A 15246-nucleotide genomic window follows, 5' to 3' on the forward strand; every position below is an offset into this window, starting at 1 on the left:
TCCTCGGGGATGACAGGCGGGGCAGGGCCTCAGATGACGGCCGAATTGCCATTCGAGGAGGATAACGGCCGGCGCGCGGGCGAGCCCTCGCTCGTCGTCGATGTCGATGGCTATGAAGGGCCGCTCGATCTGCTGCTCGATCTCGCACGGCGCCAGAAGGTCGACCTCCATCGCATCTCGATCCTGGCGCTAGCGGAGCAGTACCTCGCCTTCGTCGAGGAGGCGCGGGCGCTGAGGCTCGAACTCGCGGCCGACTATCTCGTGATGGCGGCCTGGCTCGCCTATCTGAAGTCGCGTCTGCTGCTGCCGGAGCCGCCGAAGGGCGAGGAACCGAGCGCGGCGGACCTCGCGACCGCGCTGGCGCTGCGCCTGCGCCGGCTGGAGGCGATCCGCGCCGCCGCCCGCAAGCTCGCCGCGCGCGAGCGGCTGGGGCAGGACGTGTTCGCCCGCGGCGCGCCCGAGGACATCGTTGCGGGCGCGCGGCCGGTTTGGGAGGCCGAGCTCTACGATCTGCTCGCGGCCTATGCACAGCAGCGTCAGAAGCGGGTGCAGGGGCATATCTCGGTCGGCCATCGCGTCGTCTGGTCGCTGGTCGAGGCGCGTGAGGCGCTGCAGCGCCTGATCGGCGAGGCCGGGGACTGGACCGAGCTCGACGGCTATCTGACGCATTACATGGCGGCGCAGGGCCTGCCGGTGCGGGAGATGCGGGCGACGGTGCGCGCCTCGGCCCTGTCGGCGATGCTCGAAATGGTCAGGGAAGGGGTGCTCGACCTGCGGCAGGACGAGGCCTTCGCGCCGATCCAGGTGCGCCGCCGCTCGGAGCGGCCGGCGATCCTGCCTTTCGCCGGCCGGGATGCGTCATGACGCGTGCGACGGCCGAGACCATCGAGGAGGAGGATGGCGGCGGGGCGGAGGCTTTCGCCCAGGCGCTGCGCATCGTCGAGGCGCTGCTCTTCGCCTCGGCATTGCCATTGTCGGCGGAAGTGCTGGCCCGATCGGTCCCGGCCGGCATCGTGGTCGAGCAGGTGATGGCCCGGCTCGCGGAGGCCTATGCCACGCGCGGCGTCAATCTGCGGCAGGTCGCGGGCGGCTGGGCCTTCCGTACGGCGCCGGACCTCGGCTACCTGCTCGCGGCCGAGGCCGAGCCGCCACGCAGACTCTCCCGCGCCGCGCTCGAGGTGCTCTCGATCATCGCCTATCATCAGCCGGTGACACGCGCCGAGATCGAGGAGATACGGGGCGTGGCCACCGCCAAGGGCACGCTCGACATCCTGCTGGAAGCCGGCTGGGTGCGTCTGCGCGGACGTCGCCGTTCGCCGGGGCGCCCGGTCACCTACGGCACGACGCCGGGCTTCCTCGACCATTTCGGGCTGGATCGTATCGACGATCTGCCCGGGCTGGAGGAGCTGAAAGGCACGGGCTTCATCGAGGGCCAGCTGACGCGGGACCTCACCATGCCCGTGCCGGACGATGATCCTGGCTTGCGCGACGACGAGGACCCGCTCGGCGATCTATTCAGCCCGCTTGACGATGGCGAGGGCGGACCGCAACAGGACGGTTGAGCAAGCGCGGAGGGCTTTCCGCACTGGCCGTCATCCCGGACAGCCGCGAAGCCGCGCCGATTCGGGGTTATCGCAGGACTCCGGAGCTCAGCGATGGATCCCGGATCTCCGCTTCGCTGCGTCCGGGATGACGGCGCGGTTTGTGAAAGGTGGGACAGGGATTGGCGCGCAGCGACATCAAAGCGGGATGGCTCGGCTGGGGCCGGCGCGGGACGGCCGGCGCCGCGATTCCGATGGCGCTCGGTTTTGAGGGCGTGACGCAGCGCTTCGGCGCGGTGACGGCGCTCTCCGATGTCTCGCTTGCCGTCAAACCCGGTGAGATCGTCGCGCTGCTCGGCCAGTCGGGCTGCGGCAAGACGACGCTGCTGAGGCTTGCAGCCGGTGTCGAACGGCCGAGTGCGGGCAGGGTGCTGCTGGAAGGGCGGGACGTTTCGGCGCCCGCGAATTTCGTCGAGCCGGAGCATCGCGGCGTCGGCTTCGTCTTTCAGGATTATGCGCTGTTCCCGCATCTGACCGTGGGCGAGAATGTCCGCTTCGGCTTGCGTGGCCGGAGCGCTGCGACGGCGGAGGCCACGGCCCTCAGGGCGCTCGAGCGCGTCGGACTCGCCGATTTCTACGGGGCCTATCCGCATATGCTGTCCGGCGGCGAGCAGCAACGCGTGGCGCTGGCACGCGCCATCGCGCCGCGGCCGGGCGTGCTGCTGATGGACGAGCCCTTCTCCAATCTCGACCGGCGCCTGCGCGACGTGGTGCGCGACGAGACCGCGGCGCTGCTGGAGGAAACCGGCGCCACCTCGATTATCGTGACGCATGATCCCGAGGATGCGATGCGCATCGCCGACCGGATCGTGCTGATGCGGGCCGGGCGCATCGTCCAGGTCGGCACGGGCGAGGAGCTCTACCGGAGGCCCGGCAGCCTCTTTGCCGCCCGATTTTTCTGCGATTTTACCGAGATCGAGGGCCGCGTTTCCGGCGGGGCGATCGATACGGCGTTCGGCCGCTTTGCGGCGCCCGGGCTGGCTGATGGCGAGGAGGCGATCGTCTGCATCCGGCCGCACCGGGTCCGGATCGTGCCGAAGGGCTATTATCTGCCGGGCCGGCTGGTGGCGCGGCGCTTCCTTGGCGAGGTCGATCACCTGCTGGTCGCGATCGAAGGCTTCGACCGGGCGCTTTCGGTGCGCGCGCCGCTGTCGGACGAGATCGAGGTGGGCGACGAGGTCGGGGTCGAGATTCCGTCGGACGAAGTCCTTGTGTTTCCCGCGGCGGATCAATAGGTTCCGCCGCCGAGCAATCGACCGGGTCAGGACTTGGTTGGGGACGGCCCCCGGTCGGAGCAATTTCGGAGGAGTTCGCCATGGGTGGCGTGAGCATTTGGCATTGGATCGTCGTCGGCGTCATCGTGATGCTGCTCTTCGGGCGCGGCAAGGTGTCCGAGCTGATGGGCGATGTCGCCAAGGGCATCAAATCGTTCAAGAAGGGCATGGCGGAGGATGACGAGCCGGCGCCGAGCGCGACCAATGTCGATCCCAAGGTGATCGACCACACGCAGGCCAGCAACGCGGCCGCGCAGACTCAGGCCAAGGCCGAGAACAAGGCCTGATGCCGCTGCGCTGCAACGGCGTAGCCTGAGAGGACGAGCCGTCGATGTTCGACATCGCCTGGAGCGAAATGGTGCTGATCGGCGCAGTCGCGCTCGTCGTGATCGGCCCCAAGGATCTGCCCAAAGCCCTGCGCACGGTCGGCCAGACGATCGGCCGGGTCCGGCGCATGGCGTCGGAGTTCCAGGGGCAGTTCAACGAGGCGATGCGCGAGGCCGAGCTCGCCGATCTGAAGAAGCAGGTCGAGGATGTCGGCGGATCGGTGTCGAGCGCGCTGAACAACGACTTCAAGCCGATCGATCCGATCAAGGATTTCGAGGCTTCGAAAACCGATGCCGCGAAGCCGGACGATGCCGCTCTGAAGGAGGCCGAGGCCAAGCTCGCTTCGCTGCCCCCGCCGGGTCCGCTGCCGCCGGTCGAGATTGCCCCGGAAACGCAGAAGCCGAAGCGGGTGCGCAAGGCCAAGGTGGAGGCTGCGCCTGTCGCTGAGGCGCCACCTGCGCCTGCTCCCGTGGTCGAGCCCGCTCCTGCCGAGCCGATTGTCGCCAAGCCTGCCCGCCCCCGTTCCGCCAAGGCTTCTGCGCCGGTTGAAAGCGCCGTCGCTGCCGAGCCGGTGAAGGTGGCAAAGGCTGCGCGCAAGCCCAAGACCGCGAGCGCTGCTGCGGCACCTGCCGAGCCCGTAGTCGAAGCTGCCAAGCCTGCCCGCAAGCGCAAGACCGCCAAGGGCGAGGAGACTTCTGCATGAGCGTCGCCAATCCTCGCGATGGCGAAGACGAGATCGAAGCCTCGCGCGCACCGCTCATCGAGCATTTGATCGAGCTGCGCTCGCGGCTGATCAAGTCGCTGATCGCTTTCCTGATCATGTTCTTCATCTGCTTCGGGTTCTCGACGCAGATCTACAACATCCTCGTGCTGCCCTATGTCTGGGCCGCCGGCAGCGCCGCCAACGCGCAGCTGATCTATACCGGCCCGCTCGAGCTGCTGTTCACGCACATCAAGGTCGCGGCCTTCGGTGCCGGCTTCTTCGCCTTCCCGGTGATCGCGACGCAGGTCTACAAATTCGTGGCGCCCGGCCTCTACAAGAACGAGAAATCGGCCTTCGCGCCCTATCTCGTGGCGACGCCGGTGTTCTTCACGCTCGGTGCGGCGCTGGTGTTCTTCTTCGCCATGCCGGTGCTGATGAAGTTCTCGCTCGGCATGCAGCAGGCCGCGACCGAGACGCAGGCCGGCATCGCCCTCCTGCCGAAGGTCAGCGAATATCTATCGCTGATCATGACGCTGATCTTCGCCTTCGGCGTCGCCTTCCAGCTGCCGGTGATCCTGACGCTGCTGGGGCAGGCGGGCATCATCGATTCGCAGTTCCTCAAGGACAAGCGCCGCTACGCCATCGTCTTCGTCTTCGTCGTGGCGGCGGTGCTGACCCCGCCGGACGTGATCTCGCAGCTCATGCTGGCCGTGCCGATGCTGCTGCTCTACGAGCTCTCGATCTTCTCAGTGCGCCGGGTGGAGAAGAAGGGCGCGGCGGTAAAGGCCGAAGACGAGGCAGCGGAATAGGGCGCTGTTGTCATGCTCGCCCTCGTGGCGAGCATCCATGTCTTGAGCGCTGCTCGTCAGCGACGAATACGTGGATGGTCGGGACAAGCCCGACCATGACGGGAGAACCGTACGCAACGCCGACGAGAGTGGTTCCCTCGCGCGTCGTCCCGGTCTAGAGCATCCTGCGCTGTATTCCGCAGCGATGCATGGCCGGACGACGATGTACGACATCAGATGGATTCGCGAGAACGCCGCGGCGTTCGATGGAGGCTTGACGCGACGGGGCCTGGAGCCGCTGTCGTCGTCGCTGCTCGCGCTCGACGATGTCCGCCGCTCGGCTATCGCGAAGGCTCAAGGCGTGCAGGAACGCCGCAACGCGCTCTCCAAGGAGATCGGCAAGGCGATGGGCGCGAAGGATGTCGCGCTCGCCAACCAGCTCAAGGCCGAGGTCGCGGCGCTCAAGGAAGAGCAGCCGGCACTCGAAGCCGAGGAGAAGGCAGCCAAGGAGGCGCTCGACGAGACGCTCGCGGCGATTCCGAATGTGCCTTTCGACGATGTGCCGGATGGTGCCGACGAGCACGGCAACGTCGTGTCGCATGTCCATGGCGTGAAGCCGGAGGAGCGCGGGCTACTCAGGGGCATCAACGACCCCAAGCAGCATTTCGAGCTCGGCGAAGCGCTCGGCCAGATGGATTTCGAGAAGGCGGCGAAGCTTTCCGGCTCGCGCTTCGTGGTGCTGCAGAACCAGATCGCGCGGCTCTCGCGCGCGATCGGGCAGTTCATGCTGGATGTGCACACCGAGGAGCACGGCTACACCGAGGTGAATCCGCCGCTGCTGGTGCGCGACGACGCCATGTTCGGCACGGCGCAGCTGCCGAAGTTCCGCGACGACCAGTTCCGCGCCGGCGATGAGCATTGGCTGATCCCGACCGCCGAGGTGCCGCTGACCAATCTCGCAAGGGAATCAATCCTTTCCGAGGAAGAGCTGCCTTTGCGATTCACCGCGCTCACGCCCTGCTTCCGGTCGGAAGCAGGCTCGGCCGGGCGCGATACGCGCGGCATGCTGCGCCAGCACCAGTTCGAGAAGGTCGAGCTCGTCTCGATCACGGCGCCGGAGAAGTCGCGGGAGGAGCATGAGCGCATGCTCGCCTGTGCCGAGGCGGTGCTGAAGAAGCTCGACCTGCATTATCGCGTGATGACGCTGTGCACCGGCGATATGGGCTTCGCCTCGCAGAAGACCTGGGACATCGAGGCCTGGTTGCCCGGGCAGAAGACCTATCGCGAGATCTCGTCCTGCTCGGTCTGCGGCGATTTCCAGGCGCGGCGGATGAATGCCCGCTACAAGACCAAGGACGGCAAGGGGCCGTTCTTCGTGCACACCCTCAACGGTTCGGGCACGGCGGTTGGCCGCGCGCTGATCGCGGTGATGGAGAATTACCAGAACGCCGACGGCTCGATCACCGTGCCCGACGTGCTGGTGCCTTATATGCGCGGCGTGACGAAGATCGAGAAGGCTGCCTGATATGCGTATCCTTGTGACCAACGACGACGGCATTCATGCCGAAGGCCTCGAGGTGCTGGAGCGGATCGCGCGCCAGCTCTCGGATGACGTCTGGGTCGTGGCGCCGGAAAGCGACCAGTCCGGCGTTGCGCATTCGCTGTCGCTGTCGAACCCGCTCAGGCTGCGCCAGATCAGCGACAGGCGCTTCGCCGTGGCGGGCACGCCGACCGATTGCGTCATCATGGCCGCGCGCTCGATCCTGGCCGAGGCGAAGCCCGATCTCGTGCTCTCGGGCGTCAACCGCGGCTCGAACGTCGCCGAGGACGTGACCTATTCCGGCACGATCGCTGCGGCGATGGAGGGCACTCTGCTCGGCATTCCCTCGATTGCGATCAGCCAGGCCTATATGCCGGGCAATCGCGACGTGATCCATTGGGACTGCGCCGAGCACCACGCGCCCGGCATCATCCGCCGGCTGCTGGAGGAAGGCATTCCGGAGGACGTGCTCTTCAACCTGAACTTCCCGAATGTCGGGCCGGGCGAAGTGAAGGGCGTCTCCGTCACGGTGCAGGGCCGGCGCGACCAGGAACTGGTCAAGCTCGAACCCCGCAAGGACGGGCGCGGCAATCCCTATTACTGGATCGCCTTCCAGCGCTCCCGCAAGGAGCCGGCGAACGGCACCGACCTGCGCGCCATGGCCGAGAACCGCATCTCGATCACTCCGCTCGAACTCGACCTGACGCATGAGCCGACGCTGACGCGCTTCGCTCAAGTCTTCGCCTGAGAGGCGGCGGGGAGGGGACATGAGCGAAGAGGCGCCGGCCAGCGAGGGCGAGCGCACCGTTGCCTTCCTGCTGTCGCTCAGGGCGCGGGGCGTGCGCGATCTGCCCCTGCTGCGCGCGATGGAGCGGGTGCCGCGCGATCGTTTCGCCCCCGCGCGCTTCGCCGATCTGGCGCGCGAGGACGTTTCGGTGCCGCTGCCCTGCGGACAGACGATGACGGCGCCCTACACCGTCGCGAATCTGCTCGGCGCGCTCGACATGCAGACGGGCGCGCGCGTCCTCGAAGTCGGCACCGGCTCCGGCTATGTCTCGGCGCTGCTCGCGGCACTGGGCGGCGAGGTGGTTTCGCTGGAACGCTATCGCTCGCTCGCGCTTGCCGCGCATGAGCGCGTCAGTGCGAGCGGCTTCGGCAAGATGATCGATCTGCGCCATGCCGACGGCTTCCAGCCCGACCGCACGCTCGGCCGCTTCGACCGCATCCTCGTCAACGGCGTTACCCATGCGGTGCCGGAGGCGCTGCTGATGCGGCTGTCCAATGGCGGGCGGCTCGTCGGCGCCTTGCGCATCGAGGGCGTGGCGCGGCGCGTCGTGGTCACGCGGCTCGATGACGGGCAATTCGACCACGCGACCGGGCCGGTTCTGCGCCTGCCGCCGCTGACGCCGGGGATTTCCCGCGCGCTTTGAGGTTCTGCCGGGCAACCGAGCTGCCTTGCAGGAGCATGATGGGCGCCGGTGGCTTCCGCCGGAAAATCCAAAAAAGTGAAGACGGCTTCGCGAGCGAAACGCTTTCGTAACCTCAACGGGACTTTAATGGCTCCCATCGAGTTGCGTCGTTCGCGAGTACTCTGTTCATGCGTAGCCAAGCCGAATCGATCAATCATCGCGCATTCCGCCGCCTGTCGACGGTCTGCCTGCTTGCCGTCGGTGTCAGCGCCTGTTCCTCGGACACGATGCGCTTCACCGAAACCCCCTTCGACAATCCGTTCAGGACGGCGCAGGCGCCTGCTCCGGCACGCGACCCGGCGACCACCGGCTCGATCGGCCGGTCCGCCAGCGCGCCGCTGCAGCCGGTCGCGTCTTCGCCGGTCGTGAGGGCGCAGCCCCTGCCGCCCCCGCAATCGGCCGTCGCGCTGAGCGCCGCGCCGCCGCAGGCAGTCTCCGGCAGCGCTGCCGGCTGGTCGGCGCAGGGCGGTACGCCGATCGTGCTCGCCCAGGGCGAAAGCCTCGACATGATCTCGTCGCGCTACGGCGTGCCCCGTGCGGCGATCATGTCCGCAAACGGGCTCAGCAGCGCCAATGTCACGCCCGGCACCCGCATCATGATCCCGGTCTACAATGCCGGCGGTGGCTCGGCTTCGGCTGCGCCTTCCGCGCCGGCTCCCCAGGTTGCGCAGGCTCCGGCCACGTCGCAGCGCTTCGTCGCCGGGCCGGCCCCGTCCCGCCAGCCCGCTCCGGCCGTCGATCCGAAGGCTCAGGCCAAGGCCGCTGCCGAGGCGAAGGCCGCTGCCGCCACTGAGGCCAAGACCAAGGCGGCCGCCGATGCCCAGGCGATGCGCGAATCGCGTGCCCGTTTCGCTGCCGAGGCGAAGGCCAAGGCCGACGCCCGCAAGGCCAGCCCTGCGGTGCCCGCCACCAAGCCCGTCGCCGAGGCGAAGCCTGCCCCCGCTCCGCAGCCTGTGAAGACCGCTGCGCCTGCGCCGGTTAAGCCGACCGTGGTGGCGAGCGCGCCTGCCACCGAGCCGAAGCCGGCCGCGATCCCGCGGGCGGAGCCTGTGGCCGAGCCCAAGACCACCGCCAGCCTGCCGAAGCAGGAAGAGGAAGCGGGTTCCTCGGCCGACAAGGCGGATTTCCGCTGGCCGGCGCGCGGCCGCGTGATCTCCGGCTATACCAAGGGCAGCAATGAGGGCATCAACATCGCGGTTCCCGAGGGCACGCCGGTCAAGGCGGCCGAGGGCGGCACCGTCGCCTATGCCGGCAGCGAGCTGAAGGGCTACGGCAACCTGGTGCTGATCCGCCACCCAAACGGCTACGTCTCGGCCTATGCCCATAACGGCGAGCTGAAGGTGAAGCGCGGCGACACCGTCAAGCGCGGCCAGGTGGTGGCGAATTCCGGCCAGACCGGCAACGTCTCCTCGCCACAGCTGCATTTCGAACTGCGCAAGGGCTCCAGCCCGGTCGATCCGACGCCTTATCTGAACAACTGAGCCGGATTCGAAGCGACCAGAGTTTCAAATTTCGATCGGTTCGCGAGACCCTCCCGATCGAAAAAGGAACGGGGCGGCCCCAGAAAGGGCCGCCCCGTTCTTGTTCTTTGCGCCACCGTCATGCTCGGGCTCGATCCGAGCATCTCCTGAGCGAGTTTCTTGGAGCGCGCTGCATCTTCATAGAAGCGCTGGTGATCCCTGACGCAGCGAAGCGGAGATCCCGGACCATGCCTGAACCTCGTTCGGACAGGCTCTGGCATGGCTCCCGGGTCAAGCCCGGGATGACGGCGTAGCTCCGCGAAAAATCAGCATGCCGTAGGGCTCGGCCGTTGGTCCGTCCGGGAATGCGCCGAAGGCGTCGACCAGCGGCTAAGACCTCACGGGGGCTCAGCCCTCGAGCTTCCGACCCAGCCGGCCGGCGAGGTCCTGGATGTATTGCCAGGCGGTGCGGCCGGAGCGCGAGCCGCGGGTCGTCGCCCATTCGAGCGCGTCGCGGCGCAGTTCGTCGGGCGCGACGTCGAGCCCGAAATGACCGGCATAGCCGTTGATCATCTCCAGATACTCGTCCTGGCTGCATTTGTGGAAGCCGAGCCAGAGCCCGAAGCGGTCCGAGAGCGAGACCTTCTCCTCGATCGCCTCGCCCGGATTGATCGAGGTCGAGCGCTCGTTGTCCATCATGTCGCGCGGCAGCAGGTGGCGGCGATTCGAGGTCGCATAAAACACGACGTTCTCCGGGCGCCCCTCGACGCCACCGTCGAGCACCGCCTTCAGCGACTTGTAGGACGTGTCGTCGCTGTCGAAGGACAGATCGTCGCAGAAGACGATGGCGCGATGGGCATCGGCACGCAGCTGGCCCATCAGCGCCGGCAGGCTCTCGATGTCCTCGCGGTGGATCTCGATCAGCTTCAGCGGCAGCTCGCTCTTGGCGAGGTGAAGGTTGGTGTCGGCGTGCACGGCCTTGACCAGGGAGGACTTGCCCATGCCGCGCGCACCCCAGAGGAGCACGTTGTTGGCCGGCAGGCCCTTGGCGAAGCGCTCGGTGTTCTCGGCCAGCGTGTCGCGCACGCGGTCGACGCCGCGCAGCAGCGAGAGCGCGACGCGGTTGACCTTCGGCACCGGCACGAGCTCGGAGCCCGCTGCGTGCCAGACGAAGGCATCGGCGGCCTTGAGATCGGCGGCCTTGCGCGGCGGCGGGGCGATGCGCTCCAGCGCATCGGCGATCCGCAGCAGCGTCGCCAGGGTCTGGTCGGGGGCGGATAGGGTCGTATCGGTCATGGCACTGGCGCCTTCGCTTCGTCGCTTCCAACCGTACCGTAACGTCCGGTACGGTTACTGCGGCTAGCTAAACCGCGTCGTGGATCGAGCGCAAGAGGCATTGCGCGAATGGCAGCAAGCCCATAGGTGAGGAGCCGTGTCTGGGAGACTGGGTACGTCCGATTGATTTCACAGCGTCGCTGGCTATAGTCCGCGCGATTTTCCGGCCAGACGATGCTTTTGCCGTGTCTTGCGGCCGGCGGCGTGCTGCGTCGTCGTTCCAGAGGAGTCCTTCAGTGATTACCCCCGCTTTCGCCCAGGCGACAGGAGCCGGTGGCGGCACCGACATGCTGATCCAGCTCGTGCCGTTCCTCCTCATCTTCGTCATCATGTGGTTCCTGATCATCCGGCCGCAGCAGCGCCGGGCCAAGACCCATCAGGAGATGATCAAGAACGTGCGCCGCGGCGACACGATCGTGACCTCCGGCGGCTTGATCGCGAAAGTGTCGAAGGTGGTCGACGACGGCGAACTCGAAGCCGAGATCGCCGATGGCGTGCGCGTGCGCATCGTCCGGAGCATGATCCAGGACGTCCGCTCCAAGAGCGAGCCGGTCAAGAGCTGAGAATATGACGGCTGGGCCCCTCGAGGGGCCTGGCGCGCATTTTCGTTCGGCTGTCAGCAGAACGAGAAAATCCGCGCAGGATCAAAAGCCGAGCATGGTCTCACCGCTGAAGTGATTTCCACTTTTGCGGAACATGCTCCAAGGCACGACAACAAGGCTGTTCACGCAGATGCTTCGTCTCCAGGCCCGCAAGGTCATTCTCGTCCTGCTCGTGCTGATCGTCGGCTGCGGGCTCGCCGTGCCGAACCTGTTCTCGGCGGAGACGCGCAAGGCCATCGCCGACAACGCGCCGGCCTGGATTCCGCGCGCCTTCCTGCCGATCCATGCGGTGGTGCTCGGGCTCGATCTGCAGGGCGGCTCGCACGTCCTGCTGGAAATCGATCGTGCAGAACTGGTGCGCAGCCAGGTGACGCAGCTGCGCGACGATGTCCGCCGCATCCTGCGCGAGGAGCGCGCCAGCTTCCAGGGCGGCATCCAGACGACGACGCGCGGCGTGCAGGTCCGTATCCCCGACGCCGCCGAGCGGGCCCGCGTGCTGCCGAAGCTGCGCGAGCTCGCCCAGCCGGTCGGCACGCTCGGTGCCTTCGGGCCGTCGGGCAACCAGTCGATCGCCATCACCGAGCAGCCTGACGGGCTGGTCCAGCTCACCGTGACGGAAGCCGGCTCGAACGAGCGCATCCGCCGCGCGGTCGAGCAAGCGATGGAGGTTCTGCGCCGGCGCGTCGACGCGCTCGGCACGACGGAGCCGAACATCCAGCGCCAGGGCCTCGACCGCATCTTGGTGCAGGTGCCGGGCCTGCAGGACCCGCAGCGCCTGAAGCAAATCCTCGGCGATACCGCCAAGCTCGAATTCCGGCTCGTCGGCGAAGCGAGCAGCAGCGATGTCGACATGCTGCCGTCGCAGGATGCCGGCGGCCAGCCCGTCCCGGTGCTGCGCCAGCCCTCGGTCGACGGCGCCGACCTGATCGATGCGCAGCCGGCCTTCGATTCGCGCTCCGGTACGCCGATCGTGAACTTCCGCTTCAACATCCGCGGCGCCCAGCGCTTCGGCCAGATCACCACCGAGAATCTCGGCCGCCCGCTGGCGATCGTGCTCGATAACAAGGTGATCTCCTCGCCCGTCATCCAGTCGCCGATCACCGGCGGCTCCGGCCAGATCTCAGGCAACTTCACGGTCGAGCAGGTCAACAACCTCGCGATCCTGCTGCGCGCCGGCGCGCTGCCCGCCAAGATGACGATCGTGGAAGAGCGGACCGTCGGCCCTGGCCTCGGCGCCGACTCGATCCAGGCCGGCAAGATGGCGACGCTGATCGCGACCGTGCTGGTAGTGATCTACATGCTCGCGACCTACGGCATCTTCGGCATGATCGCGAGCATCGCGCTGGTCGTCCATGTCGGCCTGATCTTCGGCCTGATGTCGTTCCTCGGCGCGACGATGACGCTGCCCGGCATCGCCGGCATCGTGCTTACCATCGGCACGGCCGTCGACTCCAACGTGCTGATCTATGAGCGCATGCGTGAGGAGGAGCATCAGGGCCGCAGCCTGGTCTCGGCACTCGAAGCCGGCTTCCAGCGCGCCTTCGCGACGATCATCGACTCCAATGTCACCATGCTGATCGCAGCGGTGGCGCTGTTCTCGCTCGGCTCCGGCCCGGTGCGCGGCTTCGCGGTCGTGTTCATCCTCGGCATCCTCACCACCGTCATCACGGCGGTGACGCTGACGCGGATGCTGATCGCGCTCTGGTATCGCTGGGCCAAGCCCAAGCACCTTCCGTTCTGACGCTGCCAACCCCTCAGGAGATTGGCCATGCGCATGCGCCTGCTTCGTATCGTCCCCGACAACACCCGCTTCAAATTCGTCTGGTTCCGCCGCTTCAGCTATCCGCTCTCGGCCGCCTATTCGATCCTGGTGATCACGCTGTTCCTGACAGTCGGCCTGAATTTCGGCATCGACTTCAAGGGCGGCACGCTGATCGAGATGCAGTCGAAGGCGGGCGCCATCGACATCGCGCAAATCCGCCACACCGCCAACGGGCTCGGCTTCGGCGAGGCGGAGGTGCAGGAGTTCGGCGCCGCCGGCGAAGTCTCGATGCGCTTCGGCATGCAGCCGGGCGGCGAGACCGCGCAGCAGGCGGTCGTCGTCAAGGCGCGCGAGGCCTTCGCCTCGAACTATGATTTCCGCCGTGTCGAGACCGTCGGCCCGCGCGTTTCGGGCGAGCTGGTGCAGGCCGGCACGCTCGGCGTCGTGCTCGCGATCGTCGGCGTGCTGATCTATCTCTGGTTCCGATTCGAGATGCCGCTGGCGATCGGTGCGATCCTCGGCACGCTGCACGACATCGTGCTGACCATCGGCTTCTTCCTGATCACGCAGCTCGAATTCAACCTGACCTCGATTGCGGCGATCCTGACCATCGTCGGCTACTCGCTGAACGAGACGGTCGTGGTGTTCGACCGCACGCGCGAATTGCTGCGCCGCTACAAGACGATGCCGATCGCCGAACTGCTCGACCTCTCGGTCAACTCGACGCTGTCGCGCACGGCGATGACGGCGACGACGACCTTCCTGTCGCTGCTGGCGCTGGTGCTGTTCGGCGGCTCGGCGATCGAGGGCTTCGCGCTGGTCATGCTGTTCGGCGTCGTGGTCTGCACCTATTCGGCGATGTTCATCTCGACGCCGGTGCTGCTCTACATGGACGTCCGCTCGGCCGGCGCCCGCGAGGAGGCGCAGGAGGCCGCGCGCACGAAGGCTGCGGCCGCCAAGGCCAAGGCCTGATCGCGGCCGATGCCGCGCTTCGACGGCTTCGTTCCCGGCCGCTTTCCGCTCGACGCGATCGGAGCCGGCGGCTTCCGCTTCGCGGAGATGAGCCACAAGGGCTCGGTCATCGCGACGCCGGCCGGCATCCGCATCTGGCCGGTGACGCGTTTTTCCGAGGTGACGGTCGAGAGCCTGCAGTCGGTGCTGGACGAGGCAGAGGGCATCGACTTCCTGCTGATCGGGACAGGCGCCGATATCGCCTTCATTCCGCCCGCTCTGCGTGATCCGCTGAAGCAGGCCGGGATCACGGTCGAGGGTATGGCGACAGGTGCAGCCGCCCGGACCTACAATGTCCTGGTCGGCGAGGACCGGCGTGTTGCCGCGGCGTTGATCGCGGTCGACTAGTACGGCCTGCCGGCAATCTTGTAAGCCAGCCATGTAAGTGGTGCGTAGCGGCGATGCCGTGCTTGGCCTAAACTGGGCGAGGGCCGGGAGCGAGTGATGACGGGCCGAGGCGGGACCATGCCGCAGACCGAGACCGACGACCGCAGGGAAACCGCGCCGGCGCGCCTGCCGGAGGCCTATGCCCATTGCGCCGCGCTGGTGCGCGAGCAGGATCAGGATCGCTATATCGCCGGCCTCTACGCGCCGGAGGATCGGCGGGCGGCGCTGTTCGCGCTTTACGCCTTCAGCCTTGAGATCGCGCGGGTGCGGGCGCTGGTCAGCGAGCCGCTGCCGGGCGAGGTCAGGCTGCAATGGTGGCGCGATGTGCTCGAGGGCGAGCCGGCCGGCGAGTCGCAGGCGCATCCGGTAGCTGCCGCGCTGCTCGACACCGTCAAGCGCTACCGCCTGCCGATTGCGCCGCTGACGGCGCTGATCGATGCGCGCATCTTCGACATCTACGACGACCCGATGCCTTCGCTGCGAGACCTGGAAGGCTATGCGGGGGAGACCGCGAGCGCGTTGTTTCGGCTTGCCAGCATCATTCTGGCGGGCGGGCGCGACCCGGGCGGAGCGACGGCCTGCGGCCATGCCGGCGTCGCCTATGCGCTGACCGGGCTGATGCGCGCCTTCCCCTGGCATGCGGCGGAGGGGCAGGTCTATCTGCCGGCCGACATCCTGACCCGCAACGGCGTGACGCGCGACGACATCGTGCGCGGGCGTGGCGGGCCGGGCGTGCTCTACACGCTCAAGGAGTTGCGCGAGATCGCCCGCGGCCACCTCAAGAAGCTCACCAGCCTGCGCGAGACGATTCCGCCGGCGCTGAAGCCGGCCTTCCTGCCCGTCGCGCTGGTGGAACCCTATCTCAAGCGGATGGAAGCCGGGGGGTACGATCCCTACCGCACCATCATAACCCTGCCGGCCTGGCGCCGGCAGTGGGTGCTTTGGCGGGCGGCACGGTCGCGCTGACCGCACCGCCTTTCTTGTCCC

Annotated in this window: 16 protein-coding genes; 15 read left to right on the forward strand and 1 reads right to left on the reverse strand. The window is 67.5% G+C overall.

Translation table 11 applies throughout. The features are described from left to right. Positions 1-33: 33 nt before the first annotated feature. The 10 genes from AC2FAN_RS16420 to AC2FAN_RS16465 all read left to right on the forward strand — a co-directional run bounded on the left by AC2FAN_RS16420 (position 34) and on the right by AC2FAN_RS16465 (position 9183). A complete protein-coding gene (locus AC2FAN_RS16420) occupies positions 34-864 on the forward strand; it encodes a segregation and condensation protein A (RefSeq protein ID WP_265053687.1) in 831 nt (276 codons plus the stop codon). Further along, a complete protein-coding gene (gene scpB, locus AC2FAN_RS16425) occupies positions 861-1562 on the forward strand; it encodes an SMC-Scp complex subunit ScpB (RefSeq protein ID WP_485175405.1) in 702 nt (233 codons plus the stop codon). The genes AC2FAN_RS16420 and scpB overlap by 4 nt, the downstream gene beginning before the upstream one ends. Before the next feature lie 233 nt (positions 1563-1795). After that, on the forward strand, positions 1796-2836 hold the full coding sequence (locus tag AC2FAN_RS16430) for an ABC transporter ATP-binding protein (protein WP_485175688.1): 1041 nt from the start codon (positions 1796-1798) through the stop codon (positions 2834-2836). Positions 2837-2916: 80 nt separating this feature from the next. Continuing rightward, positions 2917-3162, forward strand: a complete 246-nt coding sequence (locus tag AC2FAN_RS16435) for a twin-arginine translocase TatA/TatE family subunit (protein WP_476805690.1) — start codon at positions 2917-2919, stop codon at positions 3160-3162. 44 nt (positions 3163-3206) lie between these two features. Then, positions 3207-3905 carry a Sec-independent protein translocase protein TatB gene (tatB, locus tag AC2FAN_RS16440; RefSeq protein ID WP_485175407.1) on the forward strand — a complete coding sequence of 233 codons (699 nt, stop codon included), beginning with the start codon at positions 3207-3209 and terminating at the stop codon, positions 3903-3905. After that, on the forward strand, positions 3902-4714 hold the full coding sequence (gene tatC, locus AC2FAN_RS16445) for a twin-arginine translocase subunit TatC (RefSeq protein WP_485175409.1): 813 nt from the start codon (positions 3902-3904) through the stop codon (positions 4712-4714). Before tatB ends, tatC begins: the two co-directional genes overlap by 4 nt. 202 nt (positions 4715-4916) lie before the next feature. Next, complete coding sequence (gene serS, locus AC2FAN_RS16450; RefSeq protein WP_485175411.1) at positions 4917-6218, forward strand: serine--tRNA ligase; 1302 nt, start codon at positions 4917-4919, stop codon at positions 6216-6218. Position 6219: 1 nt separating this feature from the next. After that, positions 6220-6981 carry a 5'/3'-nucleotidase SurE gene (surE, locus tag AC2FAN_RS16455; protein WP_476805687.1) on the forward strand — a complete coding sequence of 254 codons (762 nt, stop codon included), beginning with the start codon at positions 6220-6222 and terminating at the stop codon, positions 6979-6981. Positions 6982-7000: 19 nt separating this feature from the next. Further along, a complete protein-coding gene (locus AC2FAN_RS16460) occupies positions 7001-7663 on the forward strand; it encodes a protein-L-isoaspartate O-methyltransferase family protein (protein ID WP_265053679.1) in 663 nt (220 codons plus the stop codon). 167 nt (positions 7664-7830) lie between these two features. Beyond that, positions 7831-9183: a peptidoglycan DD-metalloendopeptidase family protein gene (locus AC2FAN_RS16465; RefSeq protein ID WP_485175414.1), complete on the forward strand. Its 1353-nt coding sequence runs from the start codon at positions 7831-7833 to the stop codon at positions 9181-9183. 387 nt (positions 9184-9570) lie between these two features. Here AC2FAN_RS16465 and AC2FAN_RS16470 read toward each other — a convergent pair whose 3' ends face one another. Then, the gene (locus AC2FAN_RS16470) at positions 9571-10458 is read right to left on the reverse strand and encodes an ATP-binding protein (RefSeq protein ID WP_485175415.1); all 888 of its coding nucleotides are present in this window, start codon (positions 10456-10458) and stop codon (positions 9571-9573) included. 326 nt (positions 10459-10784) lie between these two features. Here AC2FAN_RS16470 and yajC point away from each other — a divergent pair, with 326 nt between their 5' ends. The 5 genes from yajC (at position 10785) to AC2FAN_RS16495 (ending at position 15225) form a co-directional block, all read left to right on the forward strand. Continuing rightward, positions 10785-11060, forward strand: a complete 276-nt coding sequence (yajC, locus tag AC2FAN_RS16475) for a preprotein translocase subunit YajC (RefSeq protein ID WP_265054837.1) — start codon at positions 10785-10787, stop codon at positions 11058-11060. A 169-nt stretch (positions 11061-11229) separates the two neighbouring features. Continuing rightward, on the forward strand, positions 11230-12840 hold the full coding sequence (gene secD / locus AC2FAN_RS16480) for a protein translocase subunit SecD (protein ID WP_476805684.1): 1611 nt from the start codon (positions 11230-11232) through the stop codon (positions 12838-12840). Positions 12841-12873: 33 nt separating this feature from the next. Continuing rightward, positions 12874-13833, forward strand: a complete 960-nt coding sequence (gene secF, locus AC2FAN_RS16485) for a protein translocase subunit SecF (RefSeq protein WP_476805727.1) — start codon at positions 12874-12876, stop codon at positions 13831-13833. A 9-nt stretch (positions 13834-13842) separates the two neighbouring features. Then, on the forward strand, positions 13843-14220 hold the full coding sequence (locus tag AC2FAN_RS16490) for an Mth938-like domain-containing protein (protein ID WP_485175418.1): 378 nt from the start codon (positions 13843-13845) through the stop codon (positions 14218-14220). A gap of 117 nt (positions 14221-14337) precedes the next feature. After that, the gene (locus tag AC2FAN_RS16495) at positions 14338-15225 is read left to right on the forward strand and encodes a phytoene/squalene synthase family protein (RefSeq protein ID WP_265053674.1); all 888 of its coding nucleotides are present in this window, start codon (positions 14338-14340) and stop codon (positions 15223-15225) included. The last annotated feature ends 21 nt before the right edge of the window (positions 15226-15246 follow it).

This window comes from Allobosea sp. RIT-PG3_2 (assembly GCF_057321085.1).

Coding starts and splice junctions, on each gene's coding strand:
- AC2FAN_RS16420 (WP_265053687.1), top strand. CDS start 34: ATGACGGCCGAATTGCCATTCGAGGAGGATAACGGCCGGCGCGCGGGC.
- scpB (WP_485175405.1), top strand. CDS start 861: ATGACGCGTGCGACGGCCGAGACCATCGAGGAGGAGGATGGCGGCGGG.
- AC2FAN_RS16430 (WP_485175688.1), top strand. CDS start 1,796: ATGGCGCTCGGTTTTGAGGGCGTGACGCAGCGCTTCGGCGCGGTGACG.
- AC2FAN_RS16435 (WP_476805690.1), top strand. CDS start 2,917: ATGGGTGGCGTGAGCATTTGGCATTGGATCGTCGTCGGCGTCATCGTG.
- tatB (WP_485175407.1), top strand. CDS start 3,207: ATGTTCGACATCGCCTGGAGCGAAATGGTGCTGATCGGCGCAGTCGCG.
- tatC (WP_485175409.1), top strand. CDS start 3,902: ATGAGCGTCGCCAATCCTCGCGATGGCGAAGACGAGATCGAAGCCTCG.
- serS (WP_485175411.1), top strand. CDS start 4,917: ATGTACGACATCAGATGGATTCGCGAGAACGCCGCGGCGTTCGATGGA.
- surE (WP_476805687.1), top strand. CDS start 6,220: ATGCGTATCCTTGTGACCAACGACGACGGCATTCATGCCGAAGGCCTC.
- AC2FAN_RS16460 (WP_265053679.1), top strand. CDS start 7,001: ATGAGCGAAGAGGCGCCGGCCAGCGAGGGCGAGCGCACCGTTGCCTTC.
- AC2FAN_RS16465 (WP_485175414.1), top strand. CDS start 7,831: ATGCGTAGCCAAGCCGAATCGATCAATCATCGCGCATTCCGCCGCCTG.
- AC2FAN_RS16470 (WP_485175415.1), bottom strand. CDS start 10,458: ATGACCGATACGACCCTATCCGCCCCCGACCAGACCCTGGCGACGCTG.
- yajC (WP_265054837.1), top strand. CDS start 10,785: ATGCTGATCCAGCTCGTGCCGTTCCTCCTCATCTTCGTCATCATGTGG.
- secD (WP_476805684.1), top strand. CDS start 11,230: ATGCTTCGTCTCCAGGCCCGCAAGGTCATTCTCGTCCTGCTCGTGCTG.
- secF (WP_476805727.1), top strand. CDS start 12,874: ATGCGCCTGCTTCGTATCGTCCCCGACAACACCCGCTTCAAATTCGTC.
- AC2FAN_RS16490 (WP_485175418.1), top strand. CDS start 13,843: ATGCCGCGCTTCGACGGCTTCGTTCCCGGCCGCTTTCCGCTCGACGCG.
- AC2FAN_RS16495 (WP_265053674.1), top strand. CDS start 14,338: ATGCCGCAGACCGAGACCGACGACCGCAGGGAAACCGCGCCGGCGCGC.